18 protein-coding genes are annotated in these 18,232 nt (G+C 67.5%); 5 read left to right on the top strand and 13 right to left on the bottom strand.

Annotated features, from left to right (window positions below; translation table 11 throughout):
• Positions 1 to 138: 138 nt before the first annotated feature.
• On the bottom strand, positions 139 to 1,458 hold the full coding sequence (aceA, locus tag ACAV_RS11770; protein WP_013594797.1) for an isocitrate lyase: 1,320 nt from the start codon (positions 1,456 to 1,458) through the stop codon (positions 139 to 141).
• 250 nt (positions 1,459 to 1,708) lie between these two features.
• Positions 1,709 to 2,137, bottom strand: a complete 429-nt coding sequence (locus ACAV_RS11765) for a gamma-glutamylcyclotransferase family protein (protein ID WP_013594796.1) — start codon at positions 2,135 to 2,137, stop codon at positions 1,709 to 1,711.
• Between the two features lie 62 nt (positions 2,138 to 2,199).
• On the opposite strand from ACAV_RS11765, the gene ACAV_RS11760 reads away from it, so the two are divergent.
• Positions 2,200 to 3,156: a DMT family transporter gene (locus ACAV_RS11760; RefSeq protein WP_013594795.1), complete on the top strand. Its 957-nt coding sequence runs from the start codon at positions 2,200 to 2,202 to the stop codon at positions 3,154 to 3,156.
• A 25-nt stretch (positions 3,157 to 3,181) separates the two neighbouring features.
• On the opposite strand, the gene ACAV_RS11755 is transcribed toward ACAV_RS11760, so the two are convergent.
• A complete protein-coding gene (locus tag ACAV_RS11755; RefSeq protein ID WP_013594794.1) occupies positions 3,182 to 3,676 on the bottom strand; it encodes an Lrp/AsnC family transcriptional regulator in 495 nt (164 codons plus the stop codon).
• Positions 3,677 to 3,765: 89 nt separating this feature from the next.
• On the opposite strand from ACAV_RS11755, the gene yedA reads away from it, so the two are divergent.
• From yedA to ACAV_RS11735, 4 genes are all read left to right on the top strand, one after another.
• Positions 3,766 to 4,695, top strand: coding sequence for a drug/metabolite exporter YedA (yedA, locus tag ACAV_RS11750; RefSeq protein ID WP_013594793.1), 930 nt, complete (start codon positions 3,766 to 3,768; stop codon positions 4,693 to 4,695).
• A 226-nt stretch (positions 4,696 to 4,921) separates the two neighbouring features.
• Complete coding sequence (locus ACAV_RS11745) at positions 4,922 to 5,227, top strand: SWIB/MDM2 domain-containing protein (protein WP_011795954.1); 306 nt, start codon at positions 4,922 to 4,924, stop codon at positions 5,225 to 5,227.
• 233 nt (positions 5,228 to 5,460) lie between these two features.
• Positions 5,461 to 6,513 carry a Fe(3+) ABC transporter substrate-binding protein gene (locus tag ACAV_RS11740; RefSeq protein WP_013594792.1) on the top strand — a complete coding sequence of 351 codons (1,053 nt, stop codon included), beginning with the start codon at positions 5,461 to 5,463 and terminating at the stop codon, positions 6,511 to 6,513.
• Between the two features lie 128 nt (positions 6,514 to 6,641).
• On the top strand, positions 6,642 to 7,400 hold the full coding sequence (locus tag ACAV_RS11735; RefSeq protein WP_013594791.1) for a 3-hydroxyacyl-CoA dehydrogenase: 759 nt from the start codon (positions 6,642 to 6,644) through the stop codon (positions 7,398 to 7,400).
• Positions 7,401 to 7,493: 93 nt separating this feature from the next.
• On the opposite strand, the gene ACAV_RS11730 is transcribed toward ACAV_RS11735, so the two are convergent.
• From ACAV_RS11730 to ACAV_RS11685, 10 genes are all read right to left on the bottom strand, one after another.
• Positions 7,494 to 8,411 carry an SDR family oxidoreductase gene (locus ACAV_RS11730; protein WP_013594790.1) on the bottom strand — a complete coding sequence of 306 codons (918 nt, stop codon included), beginning with the start codon at positions 8,409 to 8,411 and terminating at the stop codon, positions 7,494 to 7,496.
• A complete protein-coding gene (locus ACAV_RS11725; protein WP_013594789.1) occupies positions 8,408 to 9,364 on the bottom strand; it encodes a glutathione S-transferase family protein in 957 nt (318 codons plus the stop codon). The genes ACAV_RS11730 and ACAV_RS11725 overlap by 4 nt, the downstream gene beginning before the upstream one ends.
• Positions 9,365 to 9,398: 34 nt before the next feature.
• Positions 9,399 to 9,869, bottom strand: coding sequence for a GNAT family N-acetyltransferase (locus ACAV_RS11720; protein WP_013594788.1), 471 nt, complete (start codon positions 9,867 to 9,869; stop codon positions 9,399 to 9,401).
• A complete protein-coding gene (locus tag ACAV_RS11715) occupies positions 9,869 to 10,885 on the bottom strand; it encodes an NADP-dependent oxidoreductase (protein WP_013594787.1) in 1,017 nt (338 codons plus the stop codon). Before ACAV_RS11715 ends, ACAV_RS11720 begins: the two co-directional genes overlap by 1 nt.
• 44 nt (positions 10,886 to 10,929) lie before the next feature.
• On the bottom strand, positions 10,930 to 11,346 hold the full coding sequence (locus ACAV_RS11710; protein ID WP_013594786.1) for a PaaI family thioesterase: 417 nt from the start codon (positions 11,344 to 11,346) through the stop codon (positions 10,930 to 10,932).
• A 104-nt stretch (positions 11,347 to 11,450) separates the two neighbouring features.
• Positions 11,451 to 12,242, bottom strand: coding sequence for an SDR family oxidoreductase (locus ACAV_RS11705; RefSeq protein ID WP_011795962.1), 792 nt, complete (start codon positions 12,240 to 12,242; stop codon positions 11,451 to 11,453).
• A gap of 89 nt (positions 12,243 to 12,331) precedes the next feature.
• Entirely contained in the window at positions 12,332 to 14,227 is a 1,896-nt protein-coding gene (locus ACAV_RS11700; RefSeq protein ID WP_013594785.1) for an acyl-CoA dehydrogenase, read from the bottom strand.
• 108 nt (positions 14,228 to 14,335) lie between these two features.
• On the bottom strand, positions 14,336 to 14,800 hold the full coding sequence (locus tag ACAV_RS11695; protein ID WP_225976146.1) for a PaaI family thioesterase: 465 nt from the start codon (positions 14,798 to 14,800) through the stop codon (positions 14,336 to 14,338).
• A 7-nt stretch (positions 14,801 to 14,807) separates the two neighbouring features.
• Positions 14,808 to 15,983, bottom strand: coding sequence for an acetyl-CoA C-acyltransferase (locus ACAV_RS11690; RefSeq protein ID WP_013594783.1), 1,176 nt, complete (start codon positions 15,981 to 15,983; stop codon positions 14,808 to 14,810).
• A 43-nt stretch (positions 15,984 to 16,026) separates the two neighbouring features.
• Positions 16,027 to 18,126 (bottom strand): 3-hydroxyacyl-CoA dehydrogenase NAD-binding domain-containing protein, encoded by a 2,100-nt coding sequence (locus tag ACAV_RS11685; protein WP_013594782.1) that lies wholly within the window; start codon positions 18,124 to 18,126, stop codon positions 16,027 to 16,029.
• Positions 18,127 to 18,232 lie beyond the last annotated feature (106 nt).

The raw sequence follows: 18,232 nt of genomic DNA, 5'->3' as shown, positions 1-18,232 counted from the left end.
CTGGAGGGGGTCTCCGTAGTTCGCGGTGTCATAACCGTCATGCCTTTCTCGCCCTTGCAAGTGGTTGATGCAGGCATTCTAACCCGTGCCCGCGGGCGGGCCGCAAGGGCCCGCCGCTGCGGCAGGTCAACGGGCAGGTCAGTGGAACTGCTCTTCCTCGGTGGAGCCGGTCAGCGCGGTCACGCTGGACTTTCCGCCCTGGATCACGGTGGTCACCTCGTCGAAGTAGCCCGTGCCCACCTCCTGCTGGTGCGACACGAAGGTGTAGCCGCGCTCGCGGGCCGCGAATTCGGGCTCCTGCACCTTTTCCACGTAGGCGGACATGCCGCGCTTCACGTAGTCCTGCGCCAGGTCGAACATGTTGAACCACATGCTGTGGATGCCGGCCAGCGTGATGAACTGGTACTTGTAGCCCATGGCGCCCAGTTCGCGCTGGAACTTGGCGATGGTCGCGTCGTCGAGGTTCTTCTTCCAGTTGAACGACGGAGAGCAGTTGTACGCGAGGAGCTTGCCCGGGTGCTTGGCGTGCACGGCCTCGGCGAACTTGCGGGCGAATTCCAGGTCCGGCGTGCCGGTCTCGCACCAGACCAGGTCCGCATACTCGGCGTATGCCACGGCACGGCTGATGGCTTGGTCGATGCCCTTGCGGGTCTTGTAGAAGCCTTCGGCCGTGCGCTCGCCCGTCAGGAAGGGCTTGTCGTTCTCGTCGTAGTCGCTGGTGATCAGGTCTGCGGCCTCGGCGTCGGTGCGGGCGATGACCAGGGTGGGCACGCCGTACACGTCGGCGGCCATGCGTGCCGCGATGAGCTTCTGCACGGCCTCCTGCGTGGGCACCAGCACCTTGCCGCCCATGTGGCCGCACTTCTTGACCGAAGCGAGCTGGTCTTCGAAGTGCACGCCGGCGGCACCGGCGCGGATCATGGCCTTCATCAGCTCATAGGCGTTCAGCACGCCGCCGAAGCCGGCCTCGGCATCGGCCACGATGGGGGCGTGGTAGTCGATGAAGCCGGCGTCGCCGGGGTTCACGCCCTTGGCCCACTGGATTTCGTCGGCGCGGGTGAAGCTGTTGTTGATGCGCTCCACGACCTTCGGCACCGAGTCCACGGGGTACAGCGACTGGTCGGGGTACATCGCGGCGTACTCGTTGTTGTCGGCAGCCACCTGCCAGCCGGACAGGTAGATCGCCTTGATGCCGGCCTTGACCTGCTGCATGGCCTGGCCGCCGGTCAGCGCGCCGAGGCAGTTCACATAAGGTTCGTTGTGGACGAGGTTCCAGAGCTTTTCAGCACCGCGGCGCGCCAGCGTGTGTTCGACCTGGAAGGAGCCGCGGAGCCGCACGACATCGGCGGCGCTGTAACCGCGCTTGATCCCCTTCCAGCGGGGGTTCTGCGCCCAGTCTTTTTCCAGGGCGGCGATTTGCTGTTCACGGCTCAGTTGCTCATTGAAGGTTTGGGGCATGGTCATCTCCAGGAAGTGGGTGGAAACACGAGGGCGGTGTGTGCCGTCCTTGGAGACAACTGTAGGTCTTGTAGAAGACCCGCGCAAGCTCTTATGTCTTATATAAGACATAAAATTTTTACCTTCAAAATCAATGACTTAACGCATTTTTTTTGAATCATGAAATGCATTTTCTCGTATCGAGAAATTATGCGGCACCGCAGCATTTCTATTTTTCACAATGTGGCACGGGAGTTTCACGGGCGAAATTTCAGCGCGCGGCCATCCAGTCGCCGTGCAGCAGCCTGGGCGCGCCCTGCAGGAAATGGGGAGAGATTTCGTATATGAGGCACGAAAGCTCCGCCCCGCCCTCCTTGAGGCGAACCACCACTTCGCGCTTGACGTATTCGCCGGAAGGTTCGGGCCAGATCTCCTCGATCCGGTCCAGGCAGCGCTCCAGCGCGGGGGTGATGGCATAGACCTCTCCCAGCACGGGCGCGCGCCCTTCCCCTTCGGACGCGGGGCCGGTCAGCGCGATGCCCGGGTAGGCACCGAGGTCGTAGAGCACGCCGGGAACCGCCGCCGTGCCGACGGGGACCGGTGGCGGATCGAGCCGGGTGATGTCGTTGCTCCCTCCGCGGCGCAGGGTGCCGTAGACGAACACGTGGCGAGCGGAATCGGAGTGCGGCGGCTGAGGCATGATGCGTGTCCTAGAAATCAGCGTCGGCCCTGCAGTCTATCGATCCGGGCCGCGATCGCCGCATGCCCAGCCGCCCCGTCGCCTATCTCTGCCTTGCCCTCAGCATGATCCTGGTGGGCAGCTACGTCGCACTTTCCAAGCCCCTGTCGCAGGCGCTGCCGGTCTTCCTGCTGGCATGGATGCGGTTCGGGATCGGTGGTCTGGGCATGCTGTCGTGGCTGCGCAAGCCGGCGGACGAGCCTCCCATGTCACCGCAGGTGCGACGCCTGCTGTTCCTGGAATCGTTCCTGGGCAATTTCCTTTTCACGCTGTGCATGATCTCGGGTGTCGGCCTGACCAGCGCGGTCACCGCCGGCGTCACCATGGCAGGCATTCCGGCGGCGGTTGCGGTGATGAGCTGGTTCTTCCTGAAGGAGCGGGTGCCCCGCCGGACCTGGGCCGCCGTGGGCCTCGCGGTACTGGGCATCGCGCTGTTTTCCGTGGCGCAGCCGGGAACCGGCGCGCATGCCGGTACCGGCACGCAGGACGCTGCCCAATCCCGCCACCTCGTCTGGCTCGGGCAATTGCTGTTGATCGGCGCGGTGATCTGCGAAGCGGCCTACTCGGTGATCGGCAAGAAGCTCACGGGCACGCTGGGTCCGCGCCGCATCACGGCGCTGATCAATCTGTGGGGATTCCTGCTGGCCACGCCGATGGGACTGTATGCGGCGCTGCAGTTCGATTTCTCGTCGCTCAAGCCCGGCATGTGGCTGCTGCTGGTGTTCTACGCGCTGGCCGCGAGCATGTGGACCGTCTGGCTGTGGATGACCGGACTGAAAGTCGTGCCCGCCGCGCAGGGCGGCGTCTTCACCGTGATGCTGCCGGTGAGCGCGGCGCTGGTCGGCGTGGTGGTGCTGGGAGAGCGGTTCACGCCGTTGCAACTGGTGGCTTTCGGGATCGCGGTGGCGAGCGTGGTGCTGGCCACGCTGCCCGGGCGCCGGAAACCGCCGGCATCCGGAGGGCAGCCTCCGCAGGCCTGAGCGAACGGCCTGCCTTACGGCGGCCTCAGCGGCCGGTGACCTTGCGGATGGGCGGCCTGATGCTGTCGCGGCGGGCCGGCAGCACCGGGGCGTTTTCCCGCGGGGCATTGAGCACGATGCAGGTGGAGGTTTCGGCCAGCAGGCAGAACGCGGTCACGACCGCGTCGAGGTGGCTGACGTCGATGACCGCGATCTCCAGGATCCAGCTGTCGTCGCCGGTCACGTTGTAGGCATTGACCACCTCGGGCGTCTGCTCGATGAGCCGCACGACGCGCGCATATTCCGCGCGCCCCACCCGGATGATGGCGCGGATGCCATAGCCCAGGGCGGCATGGTCCACCCGGGCGCCGTAGCCCCGGATGATGCCGGCCGCTTCGAGCTTGCGCACCCGTTCGGTGACCGCAGGCTGGCTGAGGTGCACCTGCCGGCCCAGTTCGGCCATGGTGATGCGGCCGTCCTGCTGCAGGGCCGCAAGGATGCGGGCATCGTAGCCGTCGATTTCGGTCTTTTCGGTCATCATGCCATTTGGCCATGAAAACACTGGCAAGGCAGCCCATCAACCTTTGAATTGCCCTGTTGTCTGCTCGGCAGCTTTCATAGGATAGGGCCATGCCGACCACTACCGCTCCGACGCTTTCCCCCAGGGCCCGCCTCCCGGCGGGCACCGTGCTGGCCCTGCTGTGCTGCTACCTGGTTTGGGGCTCCACCTACCTGGCGATCCGGCGGGCGCTGGAGAGCTTTCCGCCATTCTTCCAGATGGGCTCCCGGTTCCTGGTGGCGGGCGCGCTGCTGGCGCTGTTCATGGCCTGGCGGGGCCGCAGGGCAGGAGTCGCCGCCCTGCTCCCCTCGGCACGGCAGTGGCGCAATGCGTTCATCGTGGGCAGCCTCATGCTCGGGGCCGGAATGGGCCTCATCGCCACGGCCAGCCTGCACGTGGGCTCGGGGCTGATCGCCACCTGCGTCGCCTCCGTGCCGCTGATGGTCACCGGCTGGGGCCTGTTCTGGGGGCGCCGCCCGGGTGCCTGGGAGCTGGCCGGGATGTGCCTCGGCGCGCTGGGCGTGGCGCTGCTGATGCGGGGCGAGAGTTTTTCCGCGGCCCCGGCCAGCGTGGTGTGCGCATTGGCGTCCACCGCCTGCTGGTCGCTCGGCTCGGTTCTCTCCACCACGCGCCTGCCACTGGCACCCGGACCGATGGGGTTCGCCAGCGAGATGCTGTGCGGCGGGGCCGTGCTCATGGCGATTTCCTTCATCCTGGGAGAGCGCCCCGCCTGGCCGCCCGGCACCGCCGCGCTCGCCGCCTGGGTTTACCTGGTGGTGTTCGGCTCCCTGGTCGCCTTCAGCGCATACCTGTACCTGCTCGCCCATGCCAGCCCGGCGCTGGCGTCCAGCTATGCCTTCGTGAACCCGGCGGTGGCGCTCGCCCTGGGCAGTGCGGTGGCCGGAGAAACGATTTCCGCCCGCGAGGGATGGGCCAGCGCGGTGATCCTGCTCGCCGTGGGAATGATCCTGCTGGGCCAGCGCCGTGCACGGAACCGTTAGAAGCCGCCGGGCACCGCCGGCGGGCTCGGAGGACGTATCGCAGGGCTTGATTTTCCGCACCTCGAAACGTACGCGGCTTCCGACGGTCGGGTCGCAACAACTGGAGGCAAAAAAACGCGCTCTTCCCTTGGAAAGGCGTTTTTTTGCCATTAGCATTCGCCGAACCAGTGAACAGCAGGTTTTCGCTGGGTCACCGCTATTTCACTCCCAACAAGGAAAAACCAACATGGCAACTGCAAAGAAAGCTCCGGCTGCCGACAAGGCCGCGGCGCCCGCCAAGAAGCGCACGCCCAACGCCGCCTTCATGAAGGCCCTGACGCCCAGCCCGGCGCTGGCCGCCGTGGTCGGCTCCGACCCGCTGCCCCGCACGGAGATCATCAGCAAGCTGTGGGCCTACATCAAGGCCAACAACCTGCAGGACGCCGCCAACAAGCGCATGATCAACGCCGACGCGAAGCTGAAGGAAGTGTTCGGCAAGCCGCAGGTCTCCATGTTCGAGATGGCCGGCCTGATCGGCAAGCACGTGAAGTGACGTGCCTCGGCCCCACGCGGGGCCCAAGGCAGCCGGTTTCCGGCCGCCACTCCGAGATAAAGCCGGCCCTGCCGGCTTTTTCTTTGCCCGCGCGATGGCCGTGGATGCCAGGGCCGCCGCGCAATGCCATGGGCTGGCGCCGGTCTTTATCGCGAATGATTCGCGTCTGCCATATCATCCCCGCTCTTTCGGAACCATCCTCCACCGACTACCTAGAAAGAGAGAACCACCGCATGCGCAACCGCATCCTGAGCCTCATCGCATCCGCCAGCCTGCTGGCCGTCGCCGGCACCGCGCTCGCCCAGGAACAGGTCGTGAACCTGTACTCGGCCCGCCATTACGCAACGGACGAGGCGCTCTACAGCGGATTCACGCAGGCCACGGGCATCAAGATCAACCGGGTGGATGCCGATGACGCGGGGATCATGGCGCGCCTGAAGGCCGAAGGCTCGGCATCCCCGGCCGACGTCATCCTGCTGGTGGACGCGGCCCGCCTCTATCGCGGCGAGGCCGACGGCCTCTTCCTGCCGATCAAGTCCAAGGCCCTGGAAGACGCCATTCCCGCGAACCTGCGCGCCCGCCCTGCTGCCGATGGCGGCATCGCCTGGTTCGGCCTGTCCACCCGCGCCCGCGTCATCGTCTACAACAAGGCGAAGGTGAACAAGGACGACGTGGACACCTACGAAGAGCTGGGCGACCCGAAGAACAAGGGCAGGATCTGCATCCGCTCGGGCTCGCACCCCTACAACCTGAGCCTGTTCGGTGCAGTGACGGAGCATCTGGGCGAGCAGAAGGCCGAAGCCTGGCTCAAGGGCGTGGTCGCCAACCTGGCGCGTCCCCCGAAGGGTGGTGACACCGACCAGATCCGCGCCGTGGCAGCGGGCGAATGCGACATCGCCGTCACCAACAGCTATTACCTGGCCCGCATCATGCGGTCGGACAAGCCCGAGGACAAGGACGTGGCCAGCAAGGTGGCGGTAGTGTTCCCCAACCAGCAATCGTGGGGCACGCACATGAACATCGCGGGTGGCGCCGTGGCGCGGTATTCGAAGAACCAGGCCAACGCGGTCAAGTTCCTCGAGTACCTGGCCAGCCCCACGGCCCAGAACTACTTCGCGAACGGCAACAACGAATGGCCCGCAGCCAAGGGCGTGGTGTCCGAGAATCCCGCGCTGCGCGCGATGACCGGCGGCCAGCCGTTCAAGAGCGAGACGATCCCGATCAGCGCCGTGGGCGAGCACATGCCCAAGGTGCAGCAGATGCTGGACCGGGTGGGCTTCAAGTAAGCCCCGGCCCGCGCCGCTCCTCTTCCCGCGAAAGCCCGGCCTGCCGGGCTTTCGTGCGTGTGGCGTAACGTTTTCCTGGTTCATAATTGACGTTTACGTCAACGTCAAACCATCAAGGAGACAGTTTCATGGAGATCCAGGGCAAGGTATTCATCGTCACGGGCGGCGCGTCGGGCCTGGGCGAAGGCACGGCACGCATGCTCGCCGCCGCGGGCGGTCGCGTGGTCATCGCGGACATGCAGGCGGACAAGGGCGAAGCCGTGGCGCGCGATATCGGCGGCACTTTCGTGCGCTGCGATGTGACGAGCGAGGCCGACGGCCAGGCGGTGGTGGCGCAGGCCGTGGCGCAAGGCAAGCTGATGGGACTGGTCAACTGCGCCGGCATCGCCCCCGCCGAAAAGACCGTGGGCAAGAACGGCGCGCATGGCCTGGCGCTGTTCACCAAAACGGTGACGGTAAACCTGATCGGCAGCTTCAACATGATCCGCCTCGCCGCCGAGGCCATGTCCCGCAACGAGCCCGAGTCCACCGGCGAGCGCGGGGTGCTGATTTCCACGGCCAGCGTGGCGGCCTATGACGGCCAGATCGGCCAGGCGGCCTATTCCGCCTCCAAGGGCGGCATCGTGGGGATGACGCTGCCCATCGCGCGCGACCTCGCGCGCAACGGCATCCGCAACATGACGATCGCGCCCGGCATCTTCGGCACGCCGATGCTGTTCGGCATGCCGCAGGACGTGCAGGACGCGCTGGCGGCGGGTGTCCCCTTCCCGAGCCGCCTCGGCACGCCGGATGACTATGCCCGGCTGGCCCGCCACATCTTCGAGAACGACATGCTCAATGGCGAGGTGATCCGGCTGGACGGCGCCATCCGCCTCGCGCCGCGCTGAAGCGGCTGCATGGCCGGCATGCGGCAAGGGTGCGCCCTGCCGCAGCGCATACGTCGCCCGCCCGGCGGCGGCCAGGCACATTCGATCGCGGCGTCAGGCGGTGGCGCCGGGCTCCGCACGCAGCTGCTCGCGCAGGCGCTGGCCGATGTCGGGCCGCTCCAGGAACGGATCGGGCGGGTTGCGCACGGCCACGATGCTTTCCATGCGGCTTTGCACGTTGCCCAGCGCCTGGGGATGGCTGAAGAGATAGAAGCGGTTGGCGGCGATGCCGTCGAACACTATCTGCGCCACTTCGGCAGCAGTGACCTTGCCGCTGCCCACCGCCTTGTCGTTCATCGCCTGGCCGATGAGCTGGCTGCGCGTGGGTGGCGCGGCCGGCGCATCCGGCCGGTTGCGCTCGCTGCGGCCGATGCCGGTGGGCACGAAATACGGGCAGAGCACGCTGGCGCCGATCTGGTCCGTGACCAGCGCCAGATCCTGGTACAGGGTTTCGGTGAGGCTCACCACGGCGTGCTTGCTCACGTTGTAGATGCCCATGTTCGGGGGCGTGAGCAGGCCGGCCATGCTGGCCGTGTTGACGATGTGGCCACGCCAGGCCGGATCCTGCCGCGCGGCATCGAGCATCATGGGCGTGAAGAGGCGCACGCCATGCACCACGCCCATGAGGTTCACGCCGAGCACCCAGTTCCAGTCGGCGACGGTGTTCTCCCAGACCAGGCCCCCGGCGCCCACGCCGGCATTGTTGAAGACGAAATGCGGTGCGCCGAAACGTTCCCGGACGTCGGACGCGAGGCGCTCCATCTGCCCGGCGTCGGAGACATCCACCCGCCTGGCCAGCACGTCGGCACCGGCAGCCCGGACCTCGGCCTCGGCCTGGTCCAGCGCGTCCTGCTGCACATCGACCAGCACGAGGCGCATGCCGCGCCGCGCGCCGATGCGGGCGCATTCGAGTCCGAATCCCGATCCCGCGCCCGTGAGCACGGCGGTCTTGCCCTGGAAGTCTTCGATCATGGTGTGGTTGTCTCCGTGGAAGTGAGCGTGTAGCCGATGCGCGGGAAGTGCACGTGGAGCGTGCCCGCGCGCGGGTCGGTGCGTGCCAGCGTGTAGCGCGTGCGGGTGGCGGCGACAAGGCGGCCTTCGGTCGGTTCGGTACCGAAGGTCTCCGCGGCGATCGACACGCGCGCGCCCAGCGGTATGCCGTGCTCGTCCTGGAAGACGTCGTCCACGAGCGGCAGCGGCTCGGTCCCGGCGGCCACCGTGATGGCATCCTGGGCGCTGAATTTCTCCATGCGCCCATGGCCGATGGCGGCGATGCGGTCCATCCACTCCAGCACGGCGGGGGTGGTCTTGAAGATGTCGGACATCACCGGGACGCACTGCCGGGTGAACCACAAGGGGTGGTAGGCAGCGAAGTCCGCCACGCAGGGCTCTGCACCGAAGAGGTAGTCGTGCTCCTCGACCATGTGGGCGATGCGCCGCAGGTAGGAGCGGTAGGCGGCCGTGGCGTCCTGCGGGCGCAGGCGGTTCATGCCGGCGCTCATGGCCTTGCGGTCGGCACCGAAGGCCTGGGCGGCCGCGGGCGGCAGGTTGGCGAACAGCTCCGCGGCCCCCCGCGGCTGGAGGTTGTAGGCCATGGCCGCCCAGAACAGCGTGGTGTCCGACCATTGCGCGAACACGCGGGACACGCCCTTGAGGGCGAGCGGATACAGCACGGGCTCGGGCTGCAGGTGTTCCAGCACGTCGCAGATGAGGGCCGTGTCGCAATAGATGTCGGCACCGATCTGCAGGAACGGCGTGCGGCGGTATCCGCCCGTGAGCGCCACCACGTCGGGCTTGGGCGCGATGCTCGGAACGATCACCGACTTCCAGGCCAGTTGCTTGAAGCCGAGGGCGAGGCGGATCTTTTCCGAGAACGGCGACGAGGGATAGTGGTGGAGGATGGGTTCAGGCAGGGACGGGACCATGGCTTCTCCTGGTGGGTTTCCGGGCAGGCGCAGGTTACGCCGGAGCGGAGGTCGGCGTCCACAGCATCTCGACGTGGGGGATGCCGTCCTCCAGGTACTCGGGCGAAACCGCGGTGAACCCGGCCTCGCCATAGAAACGCTGCAGGTGGGCCTGCGCGCTGATGCGTACCGCCCTGCCCGGCCATGCGGCCGCGCAGCGCGAGAGGCCTTCGTGCACGATCAGGCGGCCGGCCCCCGTGCCTCGGGCCTCGGGCGCCGTGACCACGCGGCCGATGGCCGGCTCGGTGTATTTCACCCCGGGATCGACCACGCGCAGGTAGGCCTGCAGGCGCCCTGCTGCGTCACGCCCGAGCAGGTGCCAGGCGCTTTTGTCGGCTTCATCGGGGTCCTGGTAGGGGCCCTGCTCCAGGATGAACACGCGGCAGCGCAGGGCGAGCGCGTCGTGCAGCGCATGCACGCCGAGATCGTCGAAGCGGGACCAGTGCCAGATCAGGGACGCGGCCATCAGACCAGCTTGACCAGCTGCTTGCCGAAGTTCTTGCCCTTGAGCAGGCCCAGGAAGGCTTCCGGCGCGGCGGCGATGCCCTCCGCGATGGTCTCGCGCGGACGCAGCTTGCCGGAGCCGACGAGCCCGCCCAACTCCTTCAGGGCCTCGGGCCAGATCTCCATGTGCTCGCTGACGATGAAGCCTTGCACCTTCATGCGGTTGATGAGAATGAGGGCCGGGTTCTGCAGCGGCAGGGGCTGGCCGTCATAACCGGCGATCAGGCCGCACACGGCCACGCGCGCGAAAGCGTTGGCGCGCAGCAGCACGGCATCGAGGATGTAGCCGCCGACGTTCTCGAAGTAGCCGTCGATGCCCTGGGGACAGGCCTGCTTCAGGGCCTGGGACATGCTCTTGAGGTCGCCGTGCTCGCGGTGGTCGATGCAGGCATCGAAGCCCAGTTCCTCCGTCACGTAGCGGCACTTTTCAGGACCGCCGGCAATGCCCACCACGCGGCAGCCGCGTGCCTTGGCAAGGGCTCCGAAGGCGCTGCCCACGGCCCCCGAGGCGGCGCTGACCACCATGGTCTCGCCGGCCTTGGGCTCGATGATCTTCACGAGGCCGTACCAGGCGGTCACGCCGGGCATGCCCACCGCACCGAGGTAGTGCGACAGCGGCACGTGGGTGGTGTCCACCTTGCGCAGCATGCCGGGCGCGTTGCCGTCCACCACGCTCCACTCCTGCCAGCCCCCCATGCCGACGACCTTGTCGCCCACGGCGAACTTGGGATGGCGGCTTTCCGCCACTTCGCCGACGGTGCCGCCGATCATGACCTCGCCCAGGGGCTGGGATGCGGCGTAGCTCTTGCTGTCGTTCATGCGGCCGCGCATGTACGGGTCCAGGCTCAGGTAATGGTGCCGTACAAGCACCTGGCCGTCCTGCAATGCGGGCGTTTCAGTGGTGACGAGCTTGAAGTTGCCGGTGGTGGCTTCGCCCTGCGGGCGGTTGTCCAGGAGGATCTGCTGGTTGCGTGGCATGGGGTATCTCCTTTTTTCGGGAACGGATGAACGTGGAAAACGTGTCAGTCGGTGGGAACCGATGCCTCGGGCTGTGCGGGCCGCTTCATGTACTTGAAGGTACCGGTGGCGTGGCTGCAGAGGCGGCCTTCGGCATCGAAGATGCTGGCTTCCGTGAACGCGAGCGCGGTCGTGCGGTGCAGGAGCTTGCCCCGCGCCACCAGCGGCCCGCGGGCCGCCTGCATGAAGCTGGTCTTCATCTCGATCGTGACCACGCCGATGTCGGCCGGCACGTCGCTGCGGGCCGCGATGGCCATGGCGACATCCATCAGGGTCATGGTGGCGCCGCCGTGGGTGACGCCGAAGGAATTCAGGTGGTCCGGCTGCGCGGTGTAGTGCAGTTCGGATTCTCCGCCCTGCATGTGGTGCAGGGTGAAGCCGAGGTGGCTGACAAAGGGAATTTCGGCGCCGAAGCTCAACAAGGGGAACACTCCATCAGGATCAGGGGAAGCCGCCAGCATAGCGAGCGCGGCCGCCGCAGCGCAGCACGCACGCAGCGGTGCCCTGCGCTATAAGCGGTGCGGTTTCAACCGCCAGTCACCACGCTGACGCCGCCATCGACGGCCATCCACTGGCCGGTGATGTGCTTGCCGGCATCCGAGGCGTAGAGCAGGCACAGGCCCTTGAGGTCTTCCTCGTCGCCCAGGCGGCGCAGCGGTGCGTGCTCGGCCATCTTCTGCTCGCCCAGGGTCTCGATGAGCACCGAGGCCATCTTGGTCTTGAAGAAGCCCGGGCAGATGGCGTTCACGTTGATGCCATGCACGCCCCACTCCGCCGCCAGCGCGCGCGTGAAGTTGATCACGGCCCCCTTGGAGGTGTTGTAGGCGATGGTCTTCATCTGGATGGGGTTGCCGCCCAGCCCGGCGATGGAGGCCACGTTGATGATGCGGCCGCTCTTGCGCGGGATCATGCTGTGCTTGGCGATGGCCTGCGACAGCAGGAAGTAGCCGCGCACGTTGAGGTTCATGACCTTGTCCCACGCCGCGGTGGGATGGTCCTCGGCGGGAGCGCCCCAGCTGGCGCCCGCGTTGTTCACGAGGATGTCGATGTCGCCCATGCGTTGCAGCGTTTCCTGCGCGAGACGCTGGATGTCGGCCTCCTGTCCGCAGTCCGCGGCGATCCAGCGCGCGTCGATGCCGGCCGCCTGCAGCGTTGCAGCGGATTCCTCCAGGTCGGCCGCCTTGCGGGACGTCAGCATGATCTTCGCGCCCGCCTCGCCCAGCGCCTGGGCCAGCTGCAGCCCGAGGCCGCGCGAGCCGCCGGTGACGAGGGCAGTCTTGCCGGAAAGATCGAAAAGTTGCTGGACCGTGCGGGTCATGGGTTGGTCTCCTTATGGGTATTCGGGATGGGGGTTTACGGGCATTGTGGGGGGCAGTGACGCGGCGGCTTGTCGCCTGCGCGATCAGGTCAGAACGCGTCCTCGGGCATCTCGGCGCACGTCATGTCGCGGGTGCGGACGACGTTCAGCCAAGCGCCGATCTTGGGCAATTCATAGCGGAAGAAGTACCGCATTGCGCCCAGCCGGCCCGCGTCGTCTGGCGCCAGGGATGGCGCAGATGCCGCAGCGCGGGCGAGCACGGCGACCGCGATGTCCAGCCATACCCACGCCAGCACCATGTGCCCGGCCGCCTGCATGTAGGGCACTGCGTTGGCCAGCGCCTCGGCGGGCTCGCCCGTGGCCCAGGCCGCCTTGGTGGCGGCGCCGACTTCGGACAGCGCGCGGGCCAGCTCATTGGCATGCGCCGCGAGTTCGGGCCGCTCCATGGCGCGCTGGATGGTGGCGTTCACGCGGCCCGCCAGCAGTTGCAGGCCGCGGCCGCCCTCCATGACCACCTTGCGGCCCAGCAGGTCCATCGCCTGGATGCCGTGGGTGCCTTCGTGGATCATGTTGAGGCGGTTGTCGCGCCAGTACTGCTCCACCGGGAAGTCGCGCGTGTAGCCGTAGCCGCCGTGGATCTGGATGGCCAGGGAGTTGGCCTCCAGGCACCATTCGCTGGGCCAGCTCTTGGCGATGGGCGTGAGCACTTCCAGCAACAGGCGCGCCTCGTCGGCGGCTTCTGGACTGCCGGTGTGCTGCTCGTCCACGAGCCGCGCGCAATAGAGGTTGAGGGCCAGGGCGCCTTCGCCATAGCTCTTCTGCGCCAGGAGCATGCGCCGGATGTCGGCGTGCTCGATGAGGCGCACGGGGGGTGCCGAGGCATCCTTTCCGGCCTTGCCGTCGCCCCCCGCCGAGCGCGGCACGATCGGCCGGCCCTGGGTGCGGTCCTTGGCGTACTGCAAGCTGGCGCGGTAGCCGGCCAGGCCGAGCATGGTGGCGGCCATGCCGATGCCGATGCGGGCCTCGTTCATCATGTGGAACATGCACTTCAGGCCGTCGCCCGGCCCGCCCACCCGGTAGCCGATGGCGCCCGCGCCGCGGCCGTCCAGTCCGCCGGGCCCCTGCCCTGCCCGCACGGGGTACGTGCCCTCGCCGAAGTTGAGCAGCGTGTTGGTGGTGCCGCGCCAGCCGAGCTTGTGGTTGAGGCCGGCCAAGGCCACATCGTTGCGCTCGCCCGTGAGCTGCCCGGAGGTGTCGACCAGGTGCTTGGGCACGATGAAGAGCGAGATGCCTTTCACGCCGGGCACCGGGCGGCCGTCCGGCCCGGGGATCTTGGCCAGCACGAGGTGGACGATGTTTTCGGTCATCTCGTGGTCGCCGGAGGAGATCCACATCTTGTTGCCGGCCAGGCGGTAGCGCGGGCCGAGCGGGTCGGACTCGAAATCGTCCCCGTCGGGCACGGCGCGCGTGGCGATGTCGGAGAGCGAGGAGCCTGCCTGTGGCTCGGAGAGGCACATGGTGCCGGACCAGCGCCCGTTGAATTCGTTGAGCGCGAAGACTTCGCGCTGCGCCTCGGTGCCGTGCACCATGAGCAGGTTGGCGTTGCCGACGGTGAGCAGGTTGGAGCCGATGCTGATCGACGCTTCCGCGAAGAAGCTGTTGGCCGCGGATTCCAGGGTATAGGGCAGCTGCATGCCGCCGATGGCGTAATCCTGGGCCGCGCTCAGCATGCCGGATTCGGCATAGGCCCGGCGGGCTTCGTGCGTGGCGCGGGGCAACACGACGCGCCCGTCTTCCATGCGCGGCTCTTCAGTGTCCACGAGGCGGTTGAACGGGGCGTATTTCTCCCGGGCGATGCGCTCGCAGGTGTCGAGCACGGCATCGAAGGTTTCACGCGAATGGTCGGCGAATCGCTCCCGCTGCGTGAGCGCGACGGCATCGAGCCAGTCGTGGAGCAGGAAGTCGAGGGTGGAACGCAATGGCATGGACGCATTTCCGCAGGGAAGGGCCGGGCCCGCACGCGGGCCGGGCGGCCGGGGAACGAAGGTGGGACGCCGTACCGGATCCTCCGGCACGGCGCGGGAGGCGAAGGATCAGCCGCCGGGCCGGGAGGGCAGCGCCGCAATGGTGCCCTGCGCCGCGGCACAGAGCTTCTCCACCCCATCCGCGACCGCATAGACCTCGCACCGGCACACGGCCTGGGTCCGCCCGCAGTGCAGCGTTTCCGCCCTTGCGACCAGCCAGTCGCCCCGGGCCGGCCGCAGGTAGTTGACCTTGAGCTCGGAGGTGACCACGGGTACCTGCAGCGCTGCGCCACCCGCATAGGTGAGCGCGTTGTCGGCCAGGTAGCTCACCACGCCGCCGTGCACGAAGCCGTGCTGCTGCAGCAGCTGCGGCGTGACGGGCAGGCGCAGTTCACAGCGCGACGGAGAGAAGGCGGCCAGCTCGGCCCCCAGCAGCTGGCTGAAGGGCTGCCGGGCCAGCACGTCGCGGCCATGGGCGAGCCATTCGGCATCGCTGCGCGGCATGGCAGCCGCCTCCTCCGGGCTCCTGGACATGGCGCGCTCAGAACACTTCGAACACGCCGGCGGCACCCATGCCGCCACCGATGCACATCGTCACGCAGACGCGCTTGGCACCGCGGCGGCGGCCTTCGATGAGCGCATGTCCCGTGAGGCGCTGGCCGCTCACGCCGTAGGGATGACCCAGGGCGATCGCGCCGCCGTTCACGTTCAGGCGGTCGGCCGGAATGCCGAGCTTGTCGCGGCAGTACAGCACCTGCACGGCGAAGGCTTCGTTCAGCTCCCACAGGTCGATGTCCTGCACCGTCAGGCCCAGCTTCTTGAGCACCTTGGGCACGGCGAAGACGGGGCCGATGCCCATCTCGTCGGGCTCGCAGCCCGCCACGGCGAAGCCGAGGAAGCGGCCCAGGGGCTTGAGGCCCTTGCGGCTTGCATAGTCTTCGCTCGTGATGACGCAGGCACCAGCGCCGTCGGAGAACTGGCTCGCGTTGCCGGCCGAGATCACGCCGCCCGGCAGCGCGGGCTTGATGCCGGCGATGCCTTCCTTGGTCGTGCCTTCGCGCGTGCCTTCGTCCTTGCTCACCGTGACCTGCCTGGTGATCAGGCCCAGGGTCTTGTCGGCCACGCCGGCCGTGACGGTGATAGGTGCGATCTCGTCGTCGAACTTGCCGGCGGCCTGCGCGGCGCAGGCCTTCTGCTGGCTGGCGGCGCCGTATTCGTCCATCGCGTCGCGGCCGATGTGGTAGCGCTTGGCGACCTGTTCGGCGGTCTCCAGCATGCTCCAGTAGATCTCGGGCTTGGCCTTGGCGAGTTCGAGGTCGCGCAGCATGTGCGTGTTCATTTCCTGCTGCACGCAGGAGATGCTCTCGACGCCGCCGGCGACGAAGACCTCGGCCTCGCCCGCGATGATGCGCTGCGCGGCCATGGCGATGGTCTGCAGGCCCGAGGAGCAGAAACGGTTGACCGTCATGCCCGAGGTGGTGACGGGGAGGCCGGCGCGCAGCGCGATCTGGCGCGCGATGTTGGCGCCGGTCGCACCCTCGGGATTGGCGCAGCCCATGATGACGTCGTCGACTTCCGAGCCGTCGATGCCGGCGCGCTGGACGGCGTGCTGCACGGCGTGGCCGCCGAGCGTGGCGCCGTGGGTCATGTTGAAGGAGCCCTTCCAGCTCTTGGCGAGCGGCGTGCGGGCGGTGGAAACGATCACTGCGGAGGTCATGTGCGGATTCCCTGGTTCTTTGCAAACATGCGGACGGCGCGGGTCAGGCGAAGGCCTTGCCCTCGGCGGCGAGGAGGGAGAGCAGGGGCGCCGGCTCCCATGCGGCGGCATCGTCCAGCGGGTTCTGCGCGAAGCGCTGCATCGACTGCTCGACGTTGAAGAGGCCCACTTCGCTCGCGTAGTGCATCGGGCCGCCGCGGTGGATGGGGAAGCCGTAGCCCGTCAGGTACACCATGTCGATGTCGCCGGACTTGCTCGCGATGCCCTCTTCCAGGATCTTCGCGCCCTCGTTGACCAGGGCATAGACCAGGCGCTGCACGATCTCCTCGTCGCTGATCTTGCGCGGGGTGATGCCGAGCTCCTTGCGGTGGTCCTCGATCATCTTGTTCACCAGGTCGCTCGGGATGGCGTCGCGCTTGCCCGGCTTGTAGTCGTACCAGCCGGCGCCCGTCTTCTGGCCGTAGCGGCCCAGTTCGCAGAGCTTGTCGGCCGTGCGGCTGTACTTCATGTCCGGGCGCTCGACGGCGCGGCGCTTGCGGATCGCCCAGCCGATGTCGTTGCCGGCGAGGTCGCCCATGCGGAACGGGCCCATGGCGAAGCCGAACTTCTCGATGGCCTTGTCCACCTGCTGGGGCGTGGCGCCTTCATCCAGCAGGAAGCCGGCCTGCTGGCTGTAGCGCTCGATCATGCGGTTGCCGATGAAGCCGTCGCACACGCCGGAGACCACGGCCGTCTTCTTGATCTTCTTGGCGAGCGCCATCACGGTGGCGAGCACATCCTTGGCGGTCTGCTTGCCGCGCACCACTTCCAGCAGCTTCATCACGTTGGCAGGGCTGAAGAAGTGCATGCCGACCACGTCCTGCGGGCGCTTCGTGAAGGCGGCGATCTGATCCACGTCGAGCGTGGAGGTGTTGGAAGCCAGGATGGCGCCGGGCCTGGCGACCTCGTCGAGCTTCTTGAACACGGTTTCCTTGACGCCCATCTCTTCGAACACGGCCTCGATGACGAGGTCCACGTCCTTCAGATCGTCATAGCTGAGCGTGGGCGTGAGCAGGGCCATGCGCTGCTCGTACTTGTCCTGCTTGAGCTTGCCCTTGGCGACCTGGGCTTCGTAGTTCTTGCGGATGGTGGCCAGGCCCCGGTCCAGCGCTTCCTGCTTGGTCTCGAGGATGGTGACGGGAATGCCGGCGTTCAGGAAGTTCATGCTGATGCCGCCGCCCATGGTGCCGGCGCCGATGACGCCCACCTTGCGGATCTCGCGCTTCGGGGTATCCGACGGCACGTCGGGGATCTTGCTCGCGGCACGCTCTGCCAGGAACAGGTGGCGCAGCGCGCGGGATTCGGGCGTCCACATCAGGTTGACGAACAGCTCGCGCTCGTAGGCCAGGCCGTCCTCGAACTTGCGCTTGGTGGCGGCTTCCACGGCGTCCACGCACTTGAGCGGCGCGGGAAAGTTCTTCGCCATGCCCTTGACCATGTTGCGCGCGAACTGGAAGTAGGCATCGCCCTGCGGGTGCCTGGCCGGCAGGTTGCGCACCAGCGGCAGCGGACGGGTGTCTGCCACGCTGCGCGCGAAGGCCAGGGCCTCTTCGGCGAGCGATTCGGCCGAGGCGGCCATCTTGTCGAACAGCTTCTGGCCGGGCATGCCGCCGATCAGCTCGCTCTTCACGGGCTCGCCGCTCACGATCATGTTGAGCGCGGCCTCCACGCCGACGACGCGCGGCAGGCGCTGGGTGCCGCCCGCGCCGGGCAGCAGGCCCAGCTTCACTTCGGGCAGCGCCATGCTGCAGCCGGGCGCGGCGATGCGGTAGTGGCAGCCCAGGGCCAGCTCCAGCCCACCGCCCATGCACACGGTGTGAATGGCGGCCACGACGGGCTTGGCCGAGCCTTCCACCGCGCGGATCACCGAATGCAGGTTGGGCTCCTGCATGGCCTTGTCCGTGCCGAATTCCTTGATGTCCGCGCCGCCGGAGAACGCGCCGCCGGCCCCCGTGACGACGATGGCCTTCACGGCCGCATCGGCATTCGCGCGGGCCAGCCCGTCGGTGATGCCCTTGCGCGTGGCATGGCCCAGCCCGTTCACGGGCGGGTTGGCCAGGGTGATCACGGCTACATCGCCGTGGACTTGGTATTCAGCGGTCATTGCTTGTCCCTTGGTTTGGTATGGAAAAGAACGGTCGTGCTTTTTGATTCTAGAGAGTCCGGACGAGGATGCCAGCCAGGGTTGTCCCGGCTGGGACAGAAAGCAT

This window comes from Paracidovorax avenae ATCC 19860, assembly GCF_000176855.2.
In the GTDB taxonomy this organism is placed as follows: domain Bacteria; phylum Pseudomonadota; class Gammaproteobacteria; order Burkholderiales; family Burkholderiaceae_C; genus Paracidovorax; species Paracidovorax avenae.
This window is presented reverse-complemented; position numbering and strand designations above follow the sequence as displayed.

What these genes read in the sequence shown, in the direction of transcription:
- aceA (WP_013594797.1), bottom strand. Translation starts at nt 1,458, where the DNA reads ATGCCCCAAACCTTCAATGAGCAACTGAGCCGTGAACAGCAAATCGCC.
- ACAV_RS11765 (WP_013594796.1), bottom strand. Translation starts at nt 2,137, where the DNA reads ATGCCTCAGCCGCCGCACTCCGATTCCGCTCGCCACGTGTTCGTCTAC.
- ACAV_RS11760 (WP_013594795.1), top strand. Translation starts at nt 2,200, where the DNA reads ATGCCCAGCCGCCCCGTCGCCTATCTCTGCCTTGCCCTCAGCATGATC.
- ACAV_RS11755 (WP_013594794.1), bottom strand. Translation starts at nt 3,676, where the DNA reads ATGATGACCGAAAAGACCGAAATCGACGGCTACGATGCCCGCATCCTT.
- yedA (WP_013594793.1), top strand. Translation starts at nt 3,766, where the DNA reads ATGCCGACCACTACCGCTCCGACGCTTTCCCCCAGGGCCCGCCTCCCG.
- ACAV_RS11745 (WP_011795954.1), top strand. Translation starts at nt 4,922, where the DNA reads ATGGCAACTGCAAAGAAAGCTCCGGCTGCCGACAAGGCCGCGGCGCCC.
- ACAV_RS11740 (WP_013594792.1), top strand. Translation starts at nt 5,461, where the DNA reads ATGCGCAACCGCATCCTGAGCCTCATCGCATCCGCCAGCCTGCTGGCC.
- ACAV_RS11735 (WP_013594791.1), top strand. Translation starts at nt 6,642, where the DNA reads ATGGAGATCCAGGGCAAGGTATTCATCGTCACGGGCGGCGCGTCGGGC.
- ACAV_RS11730 (WP_013594790.1), bottom strand. Translation starts at nt 8,411, where the DNA reads ATGATCGAAGACTTCCAGGGCAAGACCGCCGTGCTCACGGGCGCGGGA.
- ACAV_RS11725 (WP_013594789.1), bottom strand. Translation starts at nt 9,364, where the DNA reads ATGGTCCCGTCCCTGCCTGAACCCATCCTCCACCACTATCCCTCGTCG.
- ACAV_RS11720 (WP_013594788.1), bottom strand. Translation starts at nt 9,869, where the DNA reads ATGGCCGCGTCCCTGATCTGGCACTGGTCCCGCTTCGACGATCTCGGC.
- ACAV_RS11715 (WP_013594787.1), bottom strand. Translation starts at nt 10,885, where the DNA reads ATGCCACGCAACCAGCAGATCCTCCTGGACAACCGCCCGCAGGGCGAA.
- ACAV_RS11705 (WP_011795962.1), bottom strand. Translation starts at nt 12,242, where the DNA reads ATGACCCGCACGGTCCAGCAACTTTTCGATCTTTCCGGCAAGACTGCC.
- ACAV_RS11700 (WP_013594785.1), bottom strand. Translation starts at nt 14,227, where the DNA reads ATGCCATTGCGTTCCACCCTCGACTTCCTGCTCCACGACTGGCTCGAT.
- ACAV_RS11695 (WP_225976146.1), bottom strand. Translation starts at nt 14,800, where the DNA reads ATGTCCAGGAGCCCGGAGGAGGCGGCTGCCATGCCGCGCAGCGATGCC.
- ACAV_RS11690 (WP_013594783.1), bottom strand. Translation starts at nt 15,983, where the DNA reads ATGACCTCCGCAGTGATCGTTTCCACCGCCCGCACGCCGCTCGCCAAG.
- ACAV_RS11685 (WP_013594782.1), bottom strand. Translation starts at nt 18,126, where the DNA reads ATGACCGCTGAATACCAAGTCCACGGCGATGTAGCCGTGATCACCCTG.